Origin of the sequence: Pantoea sp. SM3640, from assembly GCF_015654165.1 — a bacterium.
Lineage (GTDB): Bacteria > Pseudomonadota > Gammaproteobacteria > Enterobacterales > Enterobacteriaceae > Pantoea > Pantoea vagans.
The window spans coordinates 2432085-2450446 of record NZ_CP064872.1 but is presented as its reverse complement, the minus strand read 5'-3'; the positions used below and the strand labels follow the sequence as shown (position 1 = coordinate 2450446).

16 protein-coding genes are annotated in these 18362 nt (G+C 54.4%); 9 read left to right on the top strand and 7 right to left on the bottom strand.

The genetic code is table 11. From position 1 onward, the window contains the following. Positions 1-148 precede the first annotated feature (148 nt). Positions 149-688: a cell division protein ZapC gene (locus IV493_RS11445; RefSeq protein ID WP_013357345.1), complete on the top strand. Its 540-nt coding sequence runs from the start codon at positions 149-151 to the stop codon at positions 686-688. Here IV493_RS11445 and IV493_RS11440 read toward each other — a convergent pair whose 3' ends face one another. After that, a complete protein-coding gene (locus IV493_RS11440; protein ID WP_013357346.1) occupies positions 689-1798 on the bottom strand; it encodes a YcbX family protein in 1110 nt (369 codons plus the stop codon). A 110-nt stretch (positions 1799-1908) separates the two neighbouring features. Between IV493_RS11440 and rlmKL the strand changes: the two genes are divergently transcribed. From rlmKL to rmf, 6 genes are all read left to right on the top strand, one after another. Then, positions 1909-4023, top strand: coding sequence for a bifunctional 23S rRNA (guanine(2069)-N(7))-methyltransferase RlmK/23S rRNA (guanine(2445)-N(2))-methyltransferase RlmL (gene rlmKL, locus IV493_RS11435; protein WP_195857160.1), 2115 nt, complete (start codon positions 1909-1911; stop codon positions 4021-4023). A 6-nt stretch (positions 4024-4029) separates the two neighbouring features. Then, positions 4030-5946 carry an ABC transporter ATP-binding protein gene (locus tag IV493_RS11430; RefSeq protein WP_095707428.1) on the top strand — a complete coding sequence of 639 codons (1917 nt, stop codon included), beginning with the start codon at positions 4030-4032 and terminating at the stop codon, positions 5944-5946. A 14-nt stretch (positions 5947-5960) separates the two neighbouring features. After that, positions 5961-7229, top strand: a complete 1269-nt coding sequence (gene pqiA, locus IV493_RS11425; RefSeq protein WP_147788434.1) for a membrane integrity-associated transporter subunit PqiA — start codon at positions 5961-5963, stop codon at positions 7227-7229. Continuing rightward, a complete protein-coding gene (pqiB, locus tag IV493_RS11420) occupies positions 7216-8859 on the top strand; it encodes an intermembrane transport protein PqiB (RefSeq protein ID WP_147788433.1) in 1644 nt (547 codons plus the stop codon). Before pqiA ends, pqiB begins: the two co-directional genes overlap by 14 nt. Beyond that, positions 8856-9425, top strand: coding sequence for a membrane integrity-associated transporter subunit PqiC (gene pqiC, locus IV493_RS11415; RefSeq protein ID WP_013357351.1), 570 nt, complete (start codon positions 8856-8858; stop codon positions 9423-9425). The genes pqiB and pqiC overlap by 4 nt, the downstream gene beginning before the upstream one ends. Before the next feature lie 279 nt (positions 9426-9704). After that, positions 9705-9872, top strand: coding sequence for a ribosome modulation factor (gene rmf, locus IV493_RS11410; RefSeq protein ID WP_008925875.1), 168 nt, complete (start codon positions 9705-9707; stop codon positions 9870-9872). Between the two features lie 68 nt (positions 9873-9940). Here the strand turns inward: rmf and fabA are convergent, their stop codons facing one another. Both fabA and IV493_RS11400 read right to left on the bottom strand, forming a co-directional pair. Further along, on the bottom strand, positions 9941-10459 hold the full coding sequence (fabA, locus tag IV493_RS11405) for a bifunctional 3-hydroxydecanoyl-ACP dehydratase/trans-2-decenoyl-ACP isomerase (protein ID WP_008925876.1): 519 nt from the start codon (positions 10457-10459) through the stop codon (positions 9941-9943). 68 nt (positions 10460-10527) lie between these two features. Continuing rightward, positions 10528-12396 (bottom strand): Lon protease family protein, encoded by a 1869-nt coding sequence (locus tag IV493_RS11400; protein ID WP_195857159.1) that lies wholly within the window; start codon positions 12394-12396, stop codon positions 10528-10530. Between the two features lie 53 nt (positions 12397-12449). On the opposite strand from IV493_RS11400, the gene matP reads away from it, so the two are divergent. Then, positions 12450-12917 (top strand): macrodomain Ter protein MatP, encoded by a 468-nt coding sequence (gene matP, locus IV493_RS11395; protein ID WP_143813132.1) that lies wholly within the window; start codon positions 12450-12452, stop codon positions 12915-12917. Positions 12918-13009: 92 nt separating this feature from the next. Here the strand turns inward: matP and ompA are convergent, their stop codons facing one another. Both ompA and sulA read right to left on the bottom strand, forming a co-directional pair. Beyond that, positions 13010-14080 (bottom strand): porin OmpA, encoded by a 1071-nt coding sequence (gene ompA / locus IV493_RS11390; RefSeq protein ID WP_013357354.1) that lies wholly within the window; start codon positions 14078-14080, stop codon positions 13010-13012. A gap of 350 nt (positions 14081-14430) precedes the next feature. Next, positions 14431-14922 carry an SOS-induced cell division inhibitor SulA gene (gene sulA, locus IV493_RS11385; RefSeq protein ID WP_013357355.1) on the bottom strand — a complete coding sequence of 164 codons (492 nt, stop codon included), beginning with the start codon at positions 14920-14922 and terminating at the stop codon, positions 14431-14433. A gap of 210 nt (positions 14923-15132) precedes the next feature. On the opposite strand from sulA, the gene IV493_RS11380 reads away from it, so the two are divergent. Next, positions 15133-15762: a TfoX/Sxy family DNA transformation protein gene (locus tag IV493_RS11380; RefSeq protein WP_195857158.1), complete on the top strand. Its 630-nt coding sequence runs from the start codon at positions 15133-15135 to the stop codon at positions 15760-15762. Here the strand turns inward: IV493_RS11380 and yccS are convergent. Then, complete coding sequence (yccS, locus tag IV493_RS11375; protein ID WP_095707423.1) at positions 15759-17918, bottom strand: YccS family putative transporter; 2160 nt, start codon at positions 17916-17918, stop codon at positions 15759-15761. The two genes, IV493_RS11380 and yccS, sit on opposite strands and share 4 nt — an antisense overlap. Next, positions 17902-18342, bottom strand: coding sequence for a YccF domain-containing protein (locus IV493_RS11370; protein ID WP_013357358.1), 441 nt, complete (start codon positions 18340-18342; stop codon positions 17902-17904). Before IV493_RS11370 ends, yccS begins: the two co-directional genes overlap by 17 nt. Positions 18343-18362 lie beyond the last annotated feature (20 nt).

Below are 18362 nucleotides of genomic sequence, written 5' to 3'. Positions count from 1 at the left end.
TTCTCACAATCATTGGCCGGGGGGTTTATTTATCCCCTCGGCTCGTTTATATTTTGTCCTGTTGCATGCTTTTTCAGCTTTTCCTTATGTTTCTTTTTTCGCTGAATTCTGCGCGATTTTTGGCGTAGCGGTAAATACAGGGCACACGATGAAAATTAAACCCGATGATAACTGGCGCTGGTATTTTGATAGCAGCCACGACCGAATGATGCTCGACCTGGCTGACGGGATGCTTTTCCGTTCCCGCTTTTCCCGCAAAATGCTCACGCCGGACGCGTTCACTGAATCGGGTTTCTGTGTCGATGATGCCGCTTTGTATTACACCTTTGAAGAGACCTGTCGTCAGTGCAAACTTAGTGGCAGCCATCGTGCTGAGCTGGTGCTGAATGCGCTGGTCGCCGCGCGCTTCCTCAAACCCCTGATGCCGAAAAGCTGGCATTTCACCTCGCATGCCCCGGCAATGCAGCCCCGTCCCGGTGAAATGGTACAGGTTACGCTGGCCGAAGAGGGGACGCTGGCACGTCTGCTGGTGGTTGAGAGTGGTAATAATGCGGCGCTTTGCCTGCTGGCGCAGCCAGGTTTAACCCTGGCCGGTAAAAATATGGTGCTCGGCGATGCCATTAAGGTGATGAACGACCGCCTGCAGCCCTGGTACCAGGATGTCGCGCACTACGCCCGCGCGGTCTGATTACTTCACTTCTATATCACCTGCCGGAATACAGCTGCAGCTTAAGAGGGTGCCGTCCTGACGCAGGGCACTCTGTTTAAGCGCTTTTACTTCACCGGCTACCAGACTCAGCTTGCAGCTACCGCACAGACCTGCCCGACAGGAGTAAGGAATGCGAAAGCCCTGCATCTCCAGCTGATCCAGTAATATCTGCTGATTATCCCCGGTAAAGGTCTTGCCCTGAAATGTGATGGTCACGGCATCCTGTGCCTGTTGCTGTGGTTTCAGCGTTTCGACCACTTCGCCGGCACCATAGCTGCGCGGCGCATGACGTTTCAGGACGATCATTTCATCACCCGCACGCACCACGCCACTGTTACGCGCCACTAAGTTCAGACCGAAATCGATATCTCCACTGCCATCCTGAGCTGTGCGGAACGTCTGCAGCGTCGCCAGCGGATGACCGGTGGGATGCTTGAGTCCGGTCTCGGTGCTGACCGTGGTTAGCACACAGCGGCTGCATGGCTTTGGAGCCTCAAAGATGACGTCGCCAATCTGAATCTCTGCCCAGCTATCCTCATCCCAGGCGCCCGCGCCGCTGACGATCAGGTTCGGGCGAAACTGTTCTGCACGGACGCTGGCCGGGCAGCGCTGTTGCAGATCGTGCAGCGACGCGTTGTTGATCAGCAAAAACGGAAAGCCATCGGCAAAGCTCAGCGGAATATGATCAAACTTTTTGACCCGGCGAGTCGGTTGCGGCCCGACCCAGCGCAGCTGAACGTCGCGCGGGAAGAACTGGCTCAGCCACTGATTAATCGGCTGGGGGGCAATGCGCGCAGTAAAGTGGTTGCCCCAGACTTCGGTGGGATGATCCTGCTCACTAAAATCGCTGAAGCGGATCAGGGACTGGCTGCCATCCGGTGCGGCCAGCAGCAGGCCATCCGGCAGGATCGCGGGCGTAAAGCGCACCATCTCCGGGTGCTGACGTGCAGTAATAAAGGTGCCATCGGGTTCGGTCACCATAAACAGCCGATCAAATGCCAGTCCGCTGTCAGTGACCAGCGCATGTGACAACGCTAATCCCCGCATTGACTTCACAGGATGAATAAATAAGCGGGAAAGCGTGATCATGGTGTTCTCCTTGAACCCGACGCGCGACACAAAAGAAGCTAACTTTATGACATAGGTCTCCGATTCGCTATAATGCGCGACAATTTTCTCAAGAGTTAAAAAGTGACGATATGAATTCTCTGTTTGCCAGCACGGCGCGTGGGCTCGAAGAGCTGTTAAAAAGTGAGCTGGACGCGCTGGGCGCGCAGGATTTGCAAGTGGTGCAGGGAGGCGTTCACTACGAAGCCGACGATCGCGCCATGTACCAAAGCCTGATGTGGAGTCGTTTAGCATCACGCATCCTGTTGCCGCTGGGAGAGTTTGGCGTCTACAGCGATCTCGATCTCTATCTGGGTGTACAGAGCGTGGACTGGCCGTCGATGTTCGGCAGCGACAAAACGTTCGTCGTGCATTTCAGCGGCACCAACGATTCGATTCGTAACAGCCAGTTCGGCGCGCTGAAAGTAAAAGATGCCATCGTGGACAGCTTTACCCGTCAGAATCTTGAACGGCCGAATGTTGATCGTGAGCAGGCGGATATCCGTGTTAACGTCTGGCTGAATGACGATCGCGCCAGCATTGCGCTGGATCTCAGCGGCACCTCACTGCATCAGCGCGGCTATCGCCAGCAGACCGGTCAGGCTCCGTTAAAAGAGACCCTGGCGGCGGCAATTGTGCTGCGTTCTGGCTGGGAGCCGACCACGCCGCTGATCGACCCGATGTGTGGTTCAGGTACGCTGCTGATTGAAGCGGCGCTGATTGCCTGCGATCGCGCACCGGGCCTGCTGCGTAAGCACTGGGGCTTCACTGCCTGGAACAAGTTTGATGCTGCGCTGTGGCAGGACGTGAAAACCGAAGCGCAGAACCGTGCCCGCGCGGGCACGGCCGCCACCCAGGCGCGCTTCTTTGGCTATGACAACAATGGCCGGGTGCTGGAGTGGGCGCAGGCGAATGCCCGTCGTGCCGGCGTCTTTGAACTCTTTACATTTGCGCAACAGGACATGCTGCAACTGACCAATCCGCTCGATCCGGCGGTTCACGGCACAGTGCTGAGTAACCCGCCGTACGGTGAACGTCTGGAGAGCGAGCCGGCGCTGATTGCGCTGCACAGCCAGCTCGGTCGTCTGATGAAGCAGCATTTTGGCGGCTGGAACCTGTCGCTGTTCAGCGCCTCGCCTGAACTGCTGAGCTGCCTGCAACTGCGAGCCGATCGCCAGTTTAAAGCGAAGAACGGTCCGCTGGATTGCGTGCAGAAAAACTATCAGCTGGCGGTGAACAGCCATGAAAGCGCGGGACAGATTGCGGAAGATTACGCAAACCGTCTGCGTAAAAATGTGAAGAAGCTGGAGAAGTGGGCGCGTCAGGAAGGCATTGAATGCTACCGCATTTATGATGCCGATCTGCCAGACTACAACGTTGCTGTCGATCGCTATGGTGACTGGGTCATTATTCAGGAATACGCGCCACCGAAAACCATCGATCCGAATAAAGCGCGTCAGCGCCTGTTCGATGTTATCAGCGCGACACTGAGCGTACTGCAGCTGCCTGCTGACCGTCTGATTATGAAAACGCGTGAGCGCCAGAAAGGCAAAGCGCAGTATCAGAAGCTCAGCGAGAAGGGCGACTATTTCGAAGTTAAAGAGTTTAATGCGCGTTTCTGGGTGAACCTGACCGACTATCTCGACACCGGCCTGTTCCTCGATCACCGCATTGCCCGTAAAATGCTCGGTCAGATGAGTCAGGGCAAAGATTTCCTGAACCTGTTTGCCTATACCGGCACCGCCAGTGTGCATGCCGGTCTGGGGGGGGCGCGTTCAACCACCACGGTAGATATGTCGCGTACCTATCTGGAGTGGGCGGAGCGCAACCTGCGTCTTAACGGACTGACCGGGCGTCAGCACCGCCTGATGCAGGCGGACTGCCTGAGCTGGCTGAATGAGAGTGATGAGAATTTTGACCTGATCTTTATCGATCCGCCAACCTTCTCCAACTCAAAACGTATGGAAGAGAGCTTCGACGTTCAGCGCGATCATATGATGTTGATGCGTAACCTGAAACGCCTTCTGCGTCGCGGCGGCACCATCATGTTCTCCAATAACAAACGTGGTTTCAAAATGGACATGGATGGTCTGAAAGCACTGGGCCTGCAGGCGCAGGATATTACCCAGAAAACGCAGTCGCAGGACTTCGCGCGTAACCGTCAGATTCACAACTGCTGGCTGATCACTCATGCCGGTAAGGAATAAGATTACATGTCATTAATCAGTATCCACGGCGCTTATCTCTCCTTCAGCGATGCGCCGCTGTTAGACAATACCGAGCTGCACATCGAAGAGAACGAACGCGTCTGTCTGGTGGGCCGTAACGGAGCGGGTAAATCCACGCTGATGAAAATCATCAATGGCGAACAGCCACTGGATGATGGCCGCATCATTTATGAAACTGACCTGGTGGTGGCGCGTCTGCAACAGGATCCCCCGCGCAATATTACCGGTTCGGTCTACGACTTCGTGGCTGAGGGCGTTGAAGAGCAGGCTGAGCATCTGAAAGCCTATCACGCCATTTCCCATGTGGTGATGGAAGATCCCAGCGATAAAAACCTCAATGAGATGGCGCGACTGCAAAGCATTCTTGACCATCAGAACCTGTGGCAGCTGGAGAGCCGCATCCATGACGTGCTGGAGCAGATTGGTCTGCAGCCCGATACCGAGCTGTCGTCGCTCTCTGGCGGCTGGCTGCGTAAGGCGGCGCTGGGCCGTGCGCTGGTGAGCAACCCGCGTGTGCTGATGCTGGATGAGCCAACCAACCACCTCGATATCGAAACGATCGACTGGCTGGAAACCTTCCTGAAAAACTTCAGCGGCAGCATCGTCTTTATTTCGCATGACCGTTCGTTTATCCGCAACATGGCGACGCGTATTGTCGATCTTGACCGTGGCAAGCTGGTCTCCTGGCCGGGCAACTACGATCTCTATCTGGAAGGCAAAGAAGAAGCGCTGCGCGTTGAAGAGATGCAGAACGCCGAATTCGACCGCAAGCTGGCGCAGGAAGAGGTGTGGATCCGTCAGGGCATCAAAGCCCGTCGTACCCGTAACGAAGGTCGTGTGCGCGCGCTGAAAGCGCTGCGTCGCGAACACTCAGAACGTCGTGAAGTCATGGGCAAAGCCAACATGCAGGTGGGCGAAGCGTCCCGTTCCGGCAAGATTGTGTTCGAGCTGGAAAATGTTGACTACGCGGTGGGCGGCAAAACGCTGGTGAAGGATTTCTCAACCCAGGTTCAGCGTGGCGATAAAATTGCGCTGATCGGGCCGAACGGTTGCGGTAAAACGACCTTACTGCGCCTGATGCTGCAGCAGCTGAAAGCCGATCACGGCCGCGTACATTCCGGCACCAAGCTGGAAGTCGCTTACTTTGACCAGCATCGCGCTGAACTGGATCCGGATCGCACCGTGATGGACAACCTGGCTGAAGGCAAGCAGGAAGTGCTGGTCAATGGCAAACCGCGCCACGTGCTGGGCTATCTGCAGGACTTCCTGTTCCATCCAAAACGTGCGATGACGCCGGTGCGTGCGCTTTCCGGTGGGGAACGTAACCGTCTGCTGCTGGCGCGCCTGTTCCTGCGTCCCAGCAACCTGATGATTCTGGATGAACCAACCAACGACCTCGACGTCGAAACGCTGGAACTGCTGGAAGAGCTGATTGATGGCTATCAGGGTACGGTCTTACTGGTGAGCCACGATCGTCAGTTCGTCGATAATACGGTCACCGAGTGCTGGATTTTTGAAGGCAATGGCGAAATCGGTACCTTTGTGGGCGGTTATCACGATGCGCAGCAGCAGCGCGCCGCCTACCGGCAGCACAGGTCTGCTTCACCGGCTAAAGCGACAGCGAATAGTACGAAGCCAGCCGCCGAAAAGAGTGAAGCGAAGCGTAACGTGAATAAGCTCAGCTACAATCTGGCGCGAGAGCTGGAACAGCTGCCGCAAAAACTGGAGCAGCTGGAAGCGCGCATCGGTGAGTTACAGGCGAAGATGAGTCACCCGGACTTCTTCAGTCAGGCACACGATCAGACGCAACCAGTGCTGGATAATCTGGCGCAGGCTGAGCAGGAGCTGGAAACCGCTTTTGCGCGCTGGGAAGAGCTTGAGTCACTGAAAAACGGCGCGTAGGGCAGGGCTAACGGATGTGTTCAGCAGTGAAAAGTAACGCGTGGATGCTCTGTCCACAATGCGATTTAATGATTAAGCTGCCGGACATTCCCGTTGGCAGCCGTGCGTCATGCCCGCGCTGCCATACCTCTCTGACGGCTAACTGGCACGAGCCGCGTAAACGGCCGACGGGTTATGCGCTGGCGGCGCTGTTTATGCTGCTGCTGGCGAATCTGTTTCCTTTTGTCTCCATGAAAGTGGCGGGGCTGACCAGCCAGATTACGCTGTCGCAGATCCCCCAGGTCATGGTGACGGAAGATTACAGCAGCCTGGCGACACTGTTTCTGCTGTTTGTGCAGGCGGTTCCGGCCTTCTGCATGGTCACCATTATTCTGCTGGTCAATCCGGTCCCTCTGCCCGTCCGCCTCAAAACTGGTCTGGCACGTATCCTGTTTCAGCTGCGTAACTGGGGCATGGCAGAAATTTTTATGGCGGGCGTTTTGGTCAGCTTCGTCAAGCTGATGGCCTATGGTGATATCGGACTGGAAACCAGCTTCTGGCCGTGGGTGCTGTTCTGCCTGTTGCAGCTGCGCGCCTTTCAGTGCGTTGACCGCCGGGGCTTGTGGGACAGTCTTTCCCCGCGACCCGCCATCCCTCATCCACCCGAAGTGGGCATCAGTGGTTTAGAGCAGGGCCTGCGCTCCTGTCCCTGCTGTACGGCCATTCTGCCGGAAGCTGAGCACACCTGTTCGCGCTGCGGCGTCACCGCTCAGGCGCGACGTAAGCACAGCCTGCAATGGACGCTGGCGCTGCTGTTCACCTCAATACTGCTTTATATCCCGGCTAACCTGTTGCCGATCATGGTGACGGAAACCCTTGGCACGGCTTATCCCTCTAATATCATGGCGGGAGTTATTGTGCTGTGGGGCGATGGTTCCTATCCGGTGGCGCTGGTGATCTTTATCGCCAGTATCATGGTGCCGACGCTGAAGATGCTGGCAATCGGCTGGCTCTGCTGGGATGCCAGCGGACGCGGGCAGCGTGACAGTCATAAGATGCATAAAATTTATGAAGTGGTCGAATTTGTTGGCCGCTGGTCAATGATCGACGTGTTTGTGATTGCCGTGCTCTCTGCGCTGGTGCGTATGGGGCAATTAATGAATGTTTATCCCGCGTGGGGGGCAGTATTGTTTGCGATGGTGGTGATTATTACCATGATCGCTGCCATGACCTTTGACCCGCGATTAACCTGGGATCGTGTACGCGAAAACAATATGAAGGAGTCGCGCCTTGACGGAAACTAACCACGGCCATGCAAAGGTGGAACAGATTAAGCGCTGGTCGCCGGTCTGGATTGTCCCCATCGTTACGCTGTTAATCGGCGGATGGATCCTCTTTTATCACTTCAGCCATCAGGGGCCGGAAGTCACCTTAACCACCGAAAATGCCGAAGGCATTGTTGCCGGTAAGACCACGATTAAAAGTCGCAGCGTCGATGTTGGCGTGGTGGAGAGCGCGGTGTTAAGCGACGATCTTCACCATGTGGAAATCAAAGCGCGTCTGAATGCGGGCATGGAAAAACTGCTGCACAGCGACAGCGTTTTCTGGGTAGTGAAACCGCAGGTGGGACGTGAAGGGATCAGCGGACTCGGCACGCTGCTGTCAGGTGCGTATATCGAACTGCAGCCTGGCACTAAAAAGCAGCCACCCGAGCAATTTAAGCTGCTGGATGCGCCGCCGTTAGCGCCACCGGATGCCAAAGGTATTCGTATCGTACTGGACAGCAAAAAGGCAGGCCAGCTTAATCCGGGTGATCCGGTGCTGTTCCGTGGCTACCGTGTCGGTACGGTTGAGACCAGCGTATTTGATACTGACAAACGTATGATGACCTATCAGCTGTTTGTCGCTGCACCCTACGATCGCCTGATTACCACCAACGTACGTTTCTGGAAGGACAGCGGCATCGCCGTGGATATGTCCGCCTCAGGGATGCGGGTGGAAATGGGATCGCTTACCACGCTATTCAGCGGCGGTGTCAGTTTTGACGTGCCGGATGGCTGGGAGCTGGGCGAGCCCGCGCAGAACAAGTCTGACTACCATCTGTTTGACGATCAGCGCAGCATTCAGGACTCGCTCTACACCAACCATATCGACTACGTGATGTTCTTCTCTGACTCGATTCGCGGTCTGCAAGCAGGTGCGCCGGTTGAGTTCCGTGGCATTCGTCTGGGTACCGTCTCGGAAGCGCCACTGATGAAAGCGGGCCTGGATCAGGCGCTGAATAATGATTACCGCGTGCCGGTGCTAATCCGCATTGAGCCGGATCGCTTTATCAGCCGACTGGGTGAGAACTTCGATCTGGAGCAGCATCTGCAGGATGGTAAAAAACGTGGTCTGCGCGCCACGCTGAAAACCGGCAACCTGTTGTCGGGCGCGCTCTATGTCGATCTCGACTTCTATGACAATGCGCCAGCCTACAAAGGCCCGCAGAAAGTTTCTGGCTATGAAGTGATCCCAACGGTCAGCGGCGGCCTGAGCCAGATTCAGCAGAAGCTGATGGCGGCGCTGGATAAGATTAACAGCCTGCCGCTGAACGGTATGGTCAATGAAGCGACGGGTACGCTGAAAGAGAGCCAGAAAACGATGCGTGATCTGCAGCGCACCATCGACAACATCAACAAAGTCACCGCCAGCCCGGCCATGAAAACGCTGCCGGAAGATCTGCAGCAGACCTTGCGCGAGCTGAACCGCAGCATGAAGGGCCTGCAGCCAGGTTCGCCTGCCTACAGCAAGCTGGTCGGCGATATGCAGCGTCTGGATCAGGTGTTGCGTGAACTCCAGCCAGTGTTGAGAACGCTAAACACCAAGAGCAATGCGCTGGTATTTGAGGCGAAACCGGGACAGGATCCCCAGCCGAAGAGGGCGAAACAGTGAAAAAAGGATTGATACTTTGTGCCGCGCTGGTGTTGAGTGCGTGCAGCAGCAGCGTTGACAATACCTGGTATCAGCTGCCCTCCGGGGCGGCGTCCATGCAGGTCACCAGCAGTCAGCTGAATGAAGCGCAGCCGATGTTATGGGTGCAGCAGGTGACGGTGCCGGACTATCTGGCAGGTAATGGACTGGTTTACCAGACCAGCGATGTCAAATATGTTATCGCCGCGAATAATCTCTGGGCCAGCCCGCTTGATCAGCAGTTACAGCAAACGCTGATTACTAATCTGAGCAAGGCGCTGCCTGGCCGATTAGTGGCGGGATCACCCTTAGGCGCACAGCACGACACGCTGAATGTAACCATTACAGGCTTCCAGGGACGCTACGATGGCAAAGCGATTGTCAGTGGTGAATGGACGCTGGAACATCAGGGTCGTCTGACCAAACAGGCGTTTAACCTCGTGCTGCCGCAGACTGAAGATGGCTACGATGCAATGGTCAGAACGCTGGCGGCGGGCTGGCAGCAGACCGCACAGAAGATTGCTAATAGTGTGGTTGCGTTAAATTAAGATTGATGTGAATAAATAAGCTAAGCCCCTGAACGATTGTCGTGCTTTATCGACATTGTTCAGGGGCTTTTTTATTAGCTTATTCAGAAAGATAGTGCTGGCGTATGCATCACAAAACGTCCTTAATTTTACCGATTAAGGTCACATTTATGACACTGGCATGAAGATTGGGCATTGATCTTTGGGTGCGCAGGAGGTAGAACATAAGGGTGGTTGAACATTAATTCACCACTTTTCTTTCCACCAGATTCCACAGACCTTACATGAGGGACACGGAGTATGAAGAGACAGAAACGAGACCGCCTCGAACGCGCCCATTCACGTGGTTATCAGGCAGGCATTACTGGACGCTCAAAAGAGATGTGTCCGTATCAGTTGATTGACGCTAAGTCTCACTGGTTGGGAGGTTGGCGACAAGCCATGGAGGACAGGTCGGTAGCTGCATAACCGGATGTCACTGAAAAGGGAATATAACCTCCGCCATGCGCGGAGGTTTTTGTTTCCGGGGGAAACGCTTAGAAAGCGGCGGTATCTTTAAACAGGCCGACTTTCAGATCGCTGGCGGTATAGATCAGATTACCGTCAACCAGCACTTCACCATCTGCCACGCCCATCACCAGTTTGCGATTAATGACGCGTTTGAAATGAATGCGGTAAGTGACTTTCTTCGCTTCTGGCAGGACCTGTCCGGTGAATTTCACTTCACCCACGCCCAGCGCACGACCTTTACCTTCGCCGCCCAGCCAGCCCAGATAGAAACCGACCAGCTGCCACATGGCATCCAGGCCCAGACAACCCGGCATTACCGGATCGCCAATAAAGTGACAGCCGAAGAACCAGAGATCAGGATTGATATCCAGCTCCGCTTCAACAAAGCCTTTATCATATTTTCCGCCGTCTTCGGTCATTTTGACCACGCGGTCCATCATCAGCATGTTGCCAGATGGAAGCGGCGGACCATTTTCGCCAAACAGTTCACCACGACCTGACAGAATCAGATCTTCTTTGGTATAGGATTCGCGTTTATCTACCATGTTTTCAATAAGCCTTGTTTTAGTGAATCACGAATATTAGCGAACAGTTGTACGCTGAGCAAATCGGATTAACGGTGGTTGAACCAGTTAAGCCAGCGGAGCGCCCAGGGACGTTGCGGCACGTCCGGCTGGTTAAACAGGCTAATGCGTTCCTGGATGGTATTCAGCAGGCAGTCGCCCTGACCATCTTCAGTACTCCAGATTTTACCAGTCAGGAGCGGCAGCGCTTCATCAGCACGGTCGATCGCCCAGATATGGAAGCGACCCTGTTCAACCGCTGTCACAACGGCCTGGTTAAGACTGAGATGACGCACGTTGCAGGAAGGAATAATCACACCCTGCTGACCCGTCAACTCACGCTGATGACAGATATCAAAGAAGCCTTCGATCTTCTCATTCAGTCCGCCAACCGGTTGTACGTTGCCAAATTGATCGACTGAGCCAGTCACGGCGATTTGCTGATTGATCGGCTGATTCGCCAGTGCGCTGATTAAGGCACAGAGTTCAGCCAGCGAAGCGCTATCACCGTCGACCTCGGAATAAGATTGCTCAAAGACCATCGAGGCTGAGAAGGGCAGTTGCTGATCGAGCTCCAGCTCGGCGATCAGAAATGCCTGCATGATCATCATGCCTTTAGCATGAATGTTGCCGCCCAGCTCCGCTTTGCGCTCAATATCCATGAACTCGCCATCGCCGGGATGAACCACGCAGGTAATACGAGAAGGATCGCCCCAGGCACGGGGATGACCAGGATATTCCACCACCGACAGGCCGTTAATCTGACCGACCACCTCGCCTTCGGTTTCAATCAGAATCTGTCGCAGCAGGATCTCATCACGCATCCGTTCATTGAGATAATTCTCGCGCCACAAGCGCGCTTCAAGCGCATCACGCAGCGCTTCGGCATCAAGTGCATCGCCCATCAGGGCCGACTCGCGCATCTGACGCTGCAGCCAGCGCGGGCAGAGTGGCAGCGTATCCTGATCGCCGCTGTAACGGACACCTTCTTTAATCAGCTCTGGCCAGAAGTCCGCTTCCGGCAGGGGCAGGCCCGCCTGTTGCGCCAGTTCAGCACTCCAGCGACACCAGGCCAGCATGTCATCTTCATCCAGAACCTGAATGTTCTCTTCAAATTCAGTATAGATGGCCATTTCATGCGCTTCAGGGTCTAGCTCCTGAAAATCCGCCAGCGCTTCCCGGTCGCCGCACAGGACCAGGTTAAGGTTGAGTGGCAACGGAGGAATCGAGACAGGCAGCGGCCGGCGTTCATCCTGAGATGTCCACTCAACATAGCCTTGCTCAATACACTTTTTCAGGCGCAGCCAGAGAATCGGCTGCGTCAGCAGGCTACGCAGTGACAGTACCAGCGTGCCGCCATTGGCGCGATGGATAAGCCCTGGCTCGAGCTGGATGCGATCTTTATACTGGCGCACGCAGCCAAATAACTGCTCCATCTCAATCCACTCAGCAAAGTGAATACCACCCTGACTGGTGAATGGGCGTTGCGGATCGGAAGGAGGCTGAAGCGTGACGTTGTCAGCCATGATATGGTAATCACCGCCGGACAGAGTGGTACTGTCAGTCATGACCCGCTGCGCGGCCTGAACGATAAAGGTCAGATAATCGCGATTCTCCTGGCTTCGAACCAGCAGCAACGGGAATCCCTGCGTCTGGTGATGTAAATGCGCCAGTGCATTCAGCAACCGGGGCTGTACCGTTGCCAGAGCATCAGTTTCTTCATCAGCAATTCGGGAGAAAACGGATTGGTATTGCGCGCTATCCGGCTGTAAGGTCTGCCACGTAAGTTGAGTGCTGGTCAAAATAATCGCATTTGTCTGTTTTAAGAAAAGCGAGATTATACAGGATTCACCCTTGTTAAGCACTGCAGACTTCCTGTTGAAGATGTGATGATGGCAGCATGTTTTTCGTTGCTGCATCCGGGAAAAAAGCTGTTATTCTTAGCCCGTTACGTGATCACGATGAGATTCCGATGAAATACCAGCAACTCGAAAATCTTGAATGTGGATGGAAGTGGAAATACCTGGTGAAAAAACATCGGGAAGGTGAACTGATCACGCGTCACCTTGAGTTAAGCGCGGCGCAGGCGGCAGTGGATAAACTGCTGGCGATGGAAAACAATCCGGTGACGGTGAATGAGTGGATTGCAGAACATATTCATTCCGATCTTGATAACCGACTGAAGCAGACCATCCGTGCCCGGCGGAAACGCCATTTCAATGCTGAACATCAGCACACCCGTAAAAAATCGATAGACCTGGAGTATCTGGTCTGGCAGCGGCTGGCAGGCCTGGCTCAGCGGCGCGGCTGCACGCTTTCAGAAACGATTGTTCAGCTGATAGAAGATGCGGAACGCAAAGAGAAATATGCTACTCAGATGTCGAGTCTGAAGCAGGATTTGCAGGCAATTCTGGGTAAATCGGGTTCAGAGAGCGAGTAAGCGGGCAGGGGATTTCAGAGTGTGTGCGCTGACGGAACGATTACTGGCATAAAAAAACCCCGCCTTAGCGGGGTTTTTTATGACGTGTGAACTTAAGCCTGTGGCTGAGTTACAACGTCTTTGATGCCTTTAACATCGATTTCTACACGACGGTCCGGAGACAGGCAATCGATCAGGGCATTACGGCCTTTCACGCTGTCACAGGTGTTGCCGGTAACTGGGTTAGATTTACCCATGCCACGTGCAGAGATCTTGTTAGAAGGGATACCTTTAGATACCAGGTAATCTACGACTGACTGAGCACGTTTCTCAGACAGTTTCTGGTTGTACTGCTCTGAACCGATGCGATCGGTGAAGCCCAGTACGACAACGGAACCATCTTTAGGATCCATTGAGCTCAGCTGGCTGTACAGCTGATCCAGAGCCTGCTGGCCTTCTGGCTTCAGGGTAGATTTATTGAAGGTGAACAGAACGTCAGACTTCAGAGTGAAACGCTTGGTTTCAACAACTGGAGCTGGTGCTGGAGCCGGAGCTGGAGCCGGAGCAGCGACGTCATCCTGACCGAAGCGGTATGAAACGCCTACGCTCAGCATGCCATTGTCTGGACGGGTACCAACGGTCTGTGCATCACCGATGTTGTTAACCCACTGGTAATCCAGACGGGTAGCCCAGTTTTTGGTCAGTGCATATTCAACACCAACTGCAGCCAGCGGAGATACGCCGGTGTCGTGGTCGCTGATGCGGCCAGTAGTTGGGTTAGTCTGCGTTGCATCTGCGCGCCATACCATGCCGCCCAGACGAGTATACACGTCCAGATCGTCATAGATTGGGTAGCTCAGTTTAGCAGCCAGCTGAACGCCTTGTGCTTTGAATGCGCCGTTAGTAACAGTACCTTTGTTAGGCATGCGGCCCAGCCAGTCATAGCCCAGCTCGAAGCCCAGGTATGGGTTTGCCTGATAACCAACGAACGCACCTGCGCCCAGCTGGCTTTCATGAGTTGGACCGTTGTTGTTCTCGTAACCGTTACCGTAGTAACCAGTGTCGTGATACTGAGACCAGCCCAGTTTAGCACCGGTGTACCAGGTGTCATCTTTCGGAGCGGCCTGCGCTACGGTAGCGAAGCCAGCCAGTGCCACTGCAATTGCGATAGCTGTCTTTTTCATTTTGCGCCTCGTTATCATCCAAATAGGCAATGAGCAAAAAGGTTGCTCTTGGTTTAAATCCTTCGCCGGGTCAAAACGCTCGCTTATGACTCTACCGCAAAAAACGGAGGTTATTGAGCACCCTGGCGAGATAAAGTCTACAACGAGATTGGAAACTTACAAGTATGATGTGAGGCGCTTCTGTAAAAAAACAGCGATTTATACACAATTTCTAACAATTAGCCTGGTAGTATTGTCGCGGCAAAAAGCCTTAAAAACCTGCTAAACCATTGTCACAGCTCGAACTAACAGAATCAGTGGTTTAGCGACGACAGATAAGAAAAATAGCTTGGGAAACTTCTGATTTTTACTTAATGAAACAAATCCGACTGAATTTTTATCGCACTTTGCGGTCTGAGAGGCGCTTCCGATGTCCCGCTTGCCCGCAAAATCAAACCCAGCGCCTCACCCTCTGCCGCCGCATTTTCAAGTTGACGGCGCTCATCTTCGTCAAGGTCATAAGGAATCCATGCCAGAACGACACTGTAGTTTCCTGTGCGTAATGCCTTGACCATCGCCTCCACCGCATTCAGACGTTCAGAATCGGCGATATGCATACTTTTATCCAGCGGTAATCCCGACTCCTGCATCCAGGTGCGATTCAGTTTATGTGCCGGTGTTAGCCACAACTGCCAGCGTGATTGCTGACTCAGCTGCTGTAATAATGGCAACAACAGCATCTGCATCATACCGGGCTGCTCGCTGCAGCGTAACTCAGTAATTCCACCGCCCTGAGAGGCCGGAACGGAAGAGGACGCGTAATGATGAGCATAGCGTGCATTATCAGGATGTTGGGTTCGCATAAGTTAATCACCAGCAGTTGACTGTATGAATATACAGTACTGTCATCCTGGATAAAGATCAACCCAAATTTCTGAAAACGCCTCGCAAAAACGCGACAAGATTAGTTGAAGCATTATTTATTCATTGAACCCGATGACACTTTTTTCTATCTTCTAATTGCCTGATACCCAAGGCAATTTAAGAAATATTTCTGACATGGAGGTGGTGCAATGAAAAAGGTGAACCCAGTCGTAGAGCGCTCCAGAACGCGTCTGGCCTCGTTGGGGCCGATAGAGTCCCGCACCCAGTTTGGGGGGTACGCTCTGGCTGTCGAAAGTGTGGTTTTTGCCTTAATTAATAAAGACGAACTCTATCTGCGGGCCAGTGAACCCCTGCGCGAGTACATTGCCGATCGCCCGCTGCAACCCTTAATTTTTCGCAAGCGGGGAAAACTGGTCAGCCTCAATTACTTTCAGGTTGATGAGGCATTATGGCGCGATTCTGACCATCTGCTGGCGCTCTCTGCCGCCTCTTTAGAGACGGCGAAGCTGGAGCTGCAGGACAGGCAAGCCTCTCCAAGGCTGAAAGATTTGCCTAATCTCAGCGTACGCATGGAAATGATGCTCTTTGAAGCGGGCGTGATGAGCGTCAATCATCTCTATCAGATAGGGGCCAAACAGTGCTGGCTGAAGCTAAAAGCGATCAACCAGCATGTGGGGTTTCAGACATTACTGGCACTGCAGGGGGCTATTATGGGCCACCATGCGGCTGCGCTGCCGCAGGCAACCCGGGCGGAGCTGAATGCATGGTTCCAGCGCACGCTTTTATCAAACCCGGACCTCAGAAGCAGTGACAGCTAGTCACTAATAAGCGTGCGGCGCAGGCGAGCCACATCGGGCATTAATGCCACCAGCAGACCGAGTTGCTGGAGCACCAGCGGCGCACGCGTATCTGCATCTGCAGCCAGCTGGCTGATTCGCTGAGCCAGTTGCTGGCGCATCGCTTCAACATGTTCATCGCTGACCACGTCCGTCTGGAGCACATCTTCGACATAGCAAACCGTATCATCCAGTAAGGTGAGCAGGTCCGGCGCAGTAATTTTATCGCGGTGAGCGCCCAGCGCGGAAATGTAGCTCAGAAATGAGTGATTGGAGCAGAGCAACTGAAAAGCTGACTCACGCAGCTTCTGGCTGGTGCGACTTTCACTGCTCATGTTTGAGACGACAGAGGCGAGTTCAGCATCCGCATTATGCGCATCACGGCGGGCGATACGATAGGCGAGACGGTTATCCTTACCCTGATGATATTGCTCCATGATTGCATCCAGATAGCGACAGTTCGCTTTCAGAGTTCGCTCTGCCACCGCTGGCAGTTGACGAAAGCGCCAGTCAGGCCAGATAAAGGCGACAGCCAGCCAGGCCAGACCACAACCGAGTAAGGTATCCACGACGCGGGGCAGGGCGACTTCAAACCCTTCACCCAACAGGTTAAAGCAAAGCAGCACCAGCAGAGTGATAAACAGCGTAGCCTGTGCATACTGCACCTGTCTGAAAGCGAAGAACAGCACGCCGCTAATCACAATCAGGATTAACTGCCCTTCAATGGAAGGTACCAGCCATAAAACGGGTAAACCAATCGCAATCCCCGCCAGCGTTCCGCCGATGCGCAAGGCAAGACGTCGCTGCGTTGCGTTATAGTTGGGCTGGCAGACAAACAGGCTGGTCAGCAAAATCCAGTATCCCCGCTCCAGTCCGGTTATCTGAATGAAGCCGTATCCAATACAGAGCACCACTGACATGCGAACCGCATGCCGGAACAGCGCCGACGCGGGAGAGAGATGACGGCTGAAGCGCAGCCGGATATCACTCCAGCCACTTAACCCTTCGCGCGACAGCAAATTGTCACTGTGCTGTGGATCTTCCCCGGCCAGCGTCTGCTCTGATTCAATGGAAGCAAGCTGTGCGTCAATGGCGCGCAGGTTACGCAACAGCCAGAACAGCGCGCGGGTATGCGGGGCCTCAGGCTCATGCTGTTCAAGCCGTTCAATCGCTTTCTGCAAACGTTCGAACGCGCGCTCAAAGCGGCTGTCATGTACCCATCTTTCACGCATCAGGATGCAATGAGCCAGCTGGCGACAGGCCTGTGCCTGCATATTCAGCAGGCGCTGAAAGCGAAACAGAATTTCGTTATAGCGCCAGTCGCCGCGCAGCAGGTGATATTGCAGATGAGAAGAGCTGGCGCGTTCATGAATATCCTGCGCTACAAAGTAGTAGTGCAGACTGCGACGGGTGCCGCGCGACCCGCGATCGCCGCGCAGGCGACTCTGCAATGTCGTTTTGGTCAGGTTGAGCTGCGCCACCAACTGGCTGTTCACCATCGCTGCATCGATAAACGCCGCATCATCCTGCTCGCCCGCATCGGGATCGAACAGATTCGCCTTGGCATCAAGGTAGCGCGCCAGTTGTGAAAAGCTTCCTGCCAGCTGTTCCTGGACCGGCCGGACCGGGAACATCAGATGACCCAGCAGGGTCAGCAGGTTATACCACAGTGCACCGACCAGCAGCAGCATCGGCTGCATGTACCACTGGCTGAACAGCCCAATGCCGAGCATGGTATAGACCGCAATCAGCAGCGCACCAAAAGCGATAGTGGCGTAGCGCTGCCCCAGGGCACCCAGCAAAATAAAGCCCCAGGTCGAAATCGCCAGACCGATAATAAAAGCGAACGGCCAGGGAAACAGTAGCTCTACGGAAACCGAGGCGAAGCAGAAGCAGAGCAGGGTAATCAGCAGATTCTTCAGACGACCGGCCAGGCGATCATCAAGATCGGCCAGCGCAGCCGCGACCACCCCCAGCGTCAGGGGAATCGTCCACTCAATCTGATGCAGCCACCAGGGGATGGCAGCGCAGCCACTCAGCGCAAACAGGATCCGCAGCAGATAGCGCCAGGTACTGTTAAACAGATATTTCCGCCAGCCTGGCACGGCATCTGACATCGTATTAATAGCGACGGGCATTGGCTTCGCGCGCAGCACGCGCCTCTTCCACTGACACCACCCGGCGTCCAACCGGCCAGAGCGCGATGGCGGCGATCTTAAAGTTTGCAATCCCCACCGGAATACCAATGATGCTGATGCACTGCACAATCCCGACGGAGATATGCGAAAGGCAGAGCCACCAGCCGAAGAAAATCAGCCAGAAGATATTCAGGAAGGTCCCGCCGGTATTCATTATGTGGCTCTTACTTTCAGGGCGCAGCACATCAACATGTACTGCCTCGTTGCCAAATGGCAGCAGTGAAAGTTTGGTAATTTCCCAGCAGGAGCGGGTCAGCGGCAGGGTAAAAACCAGCACGATGCTGATTAGGGTGGCAAACAGCCAGCTCAGGGTGGTGAAAAAGCCGCCCAGGACAAAATTAAGAATATTTAAAACGGTGCGCATGATCTTCTTTTCCTTTTGCA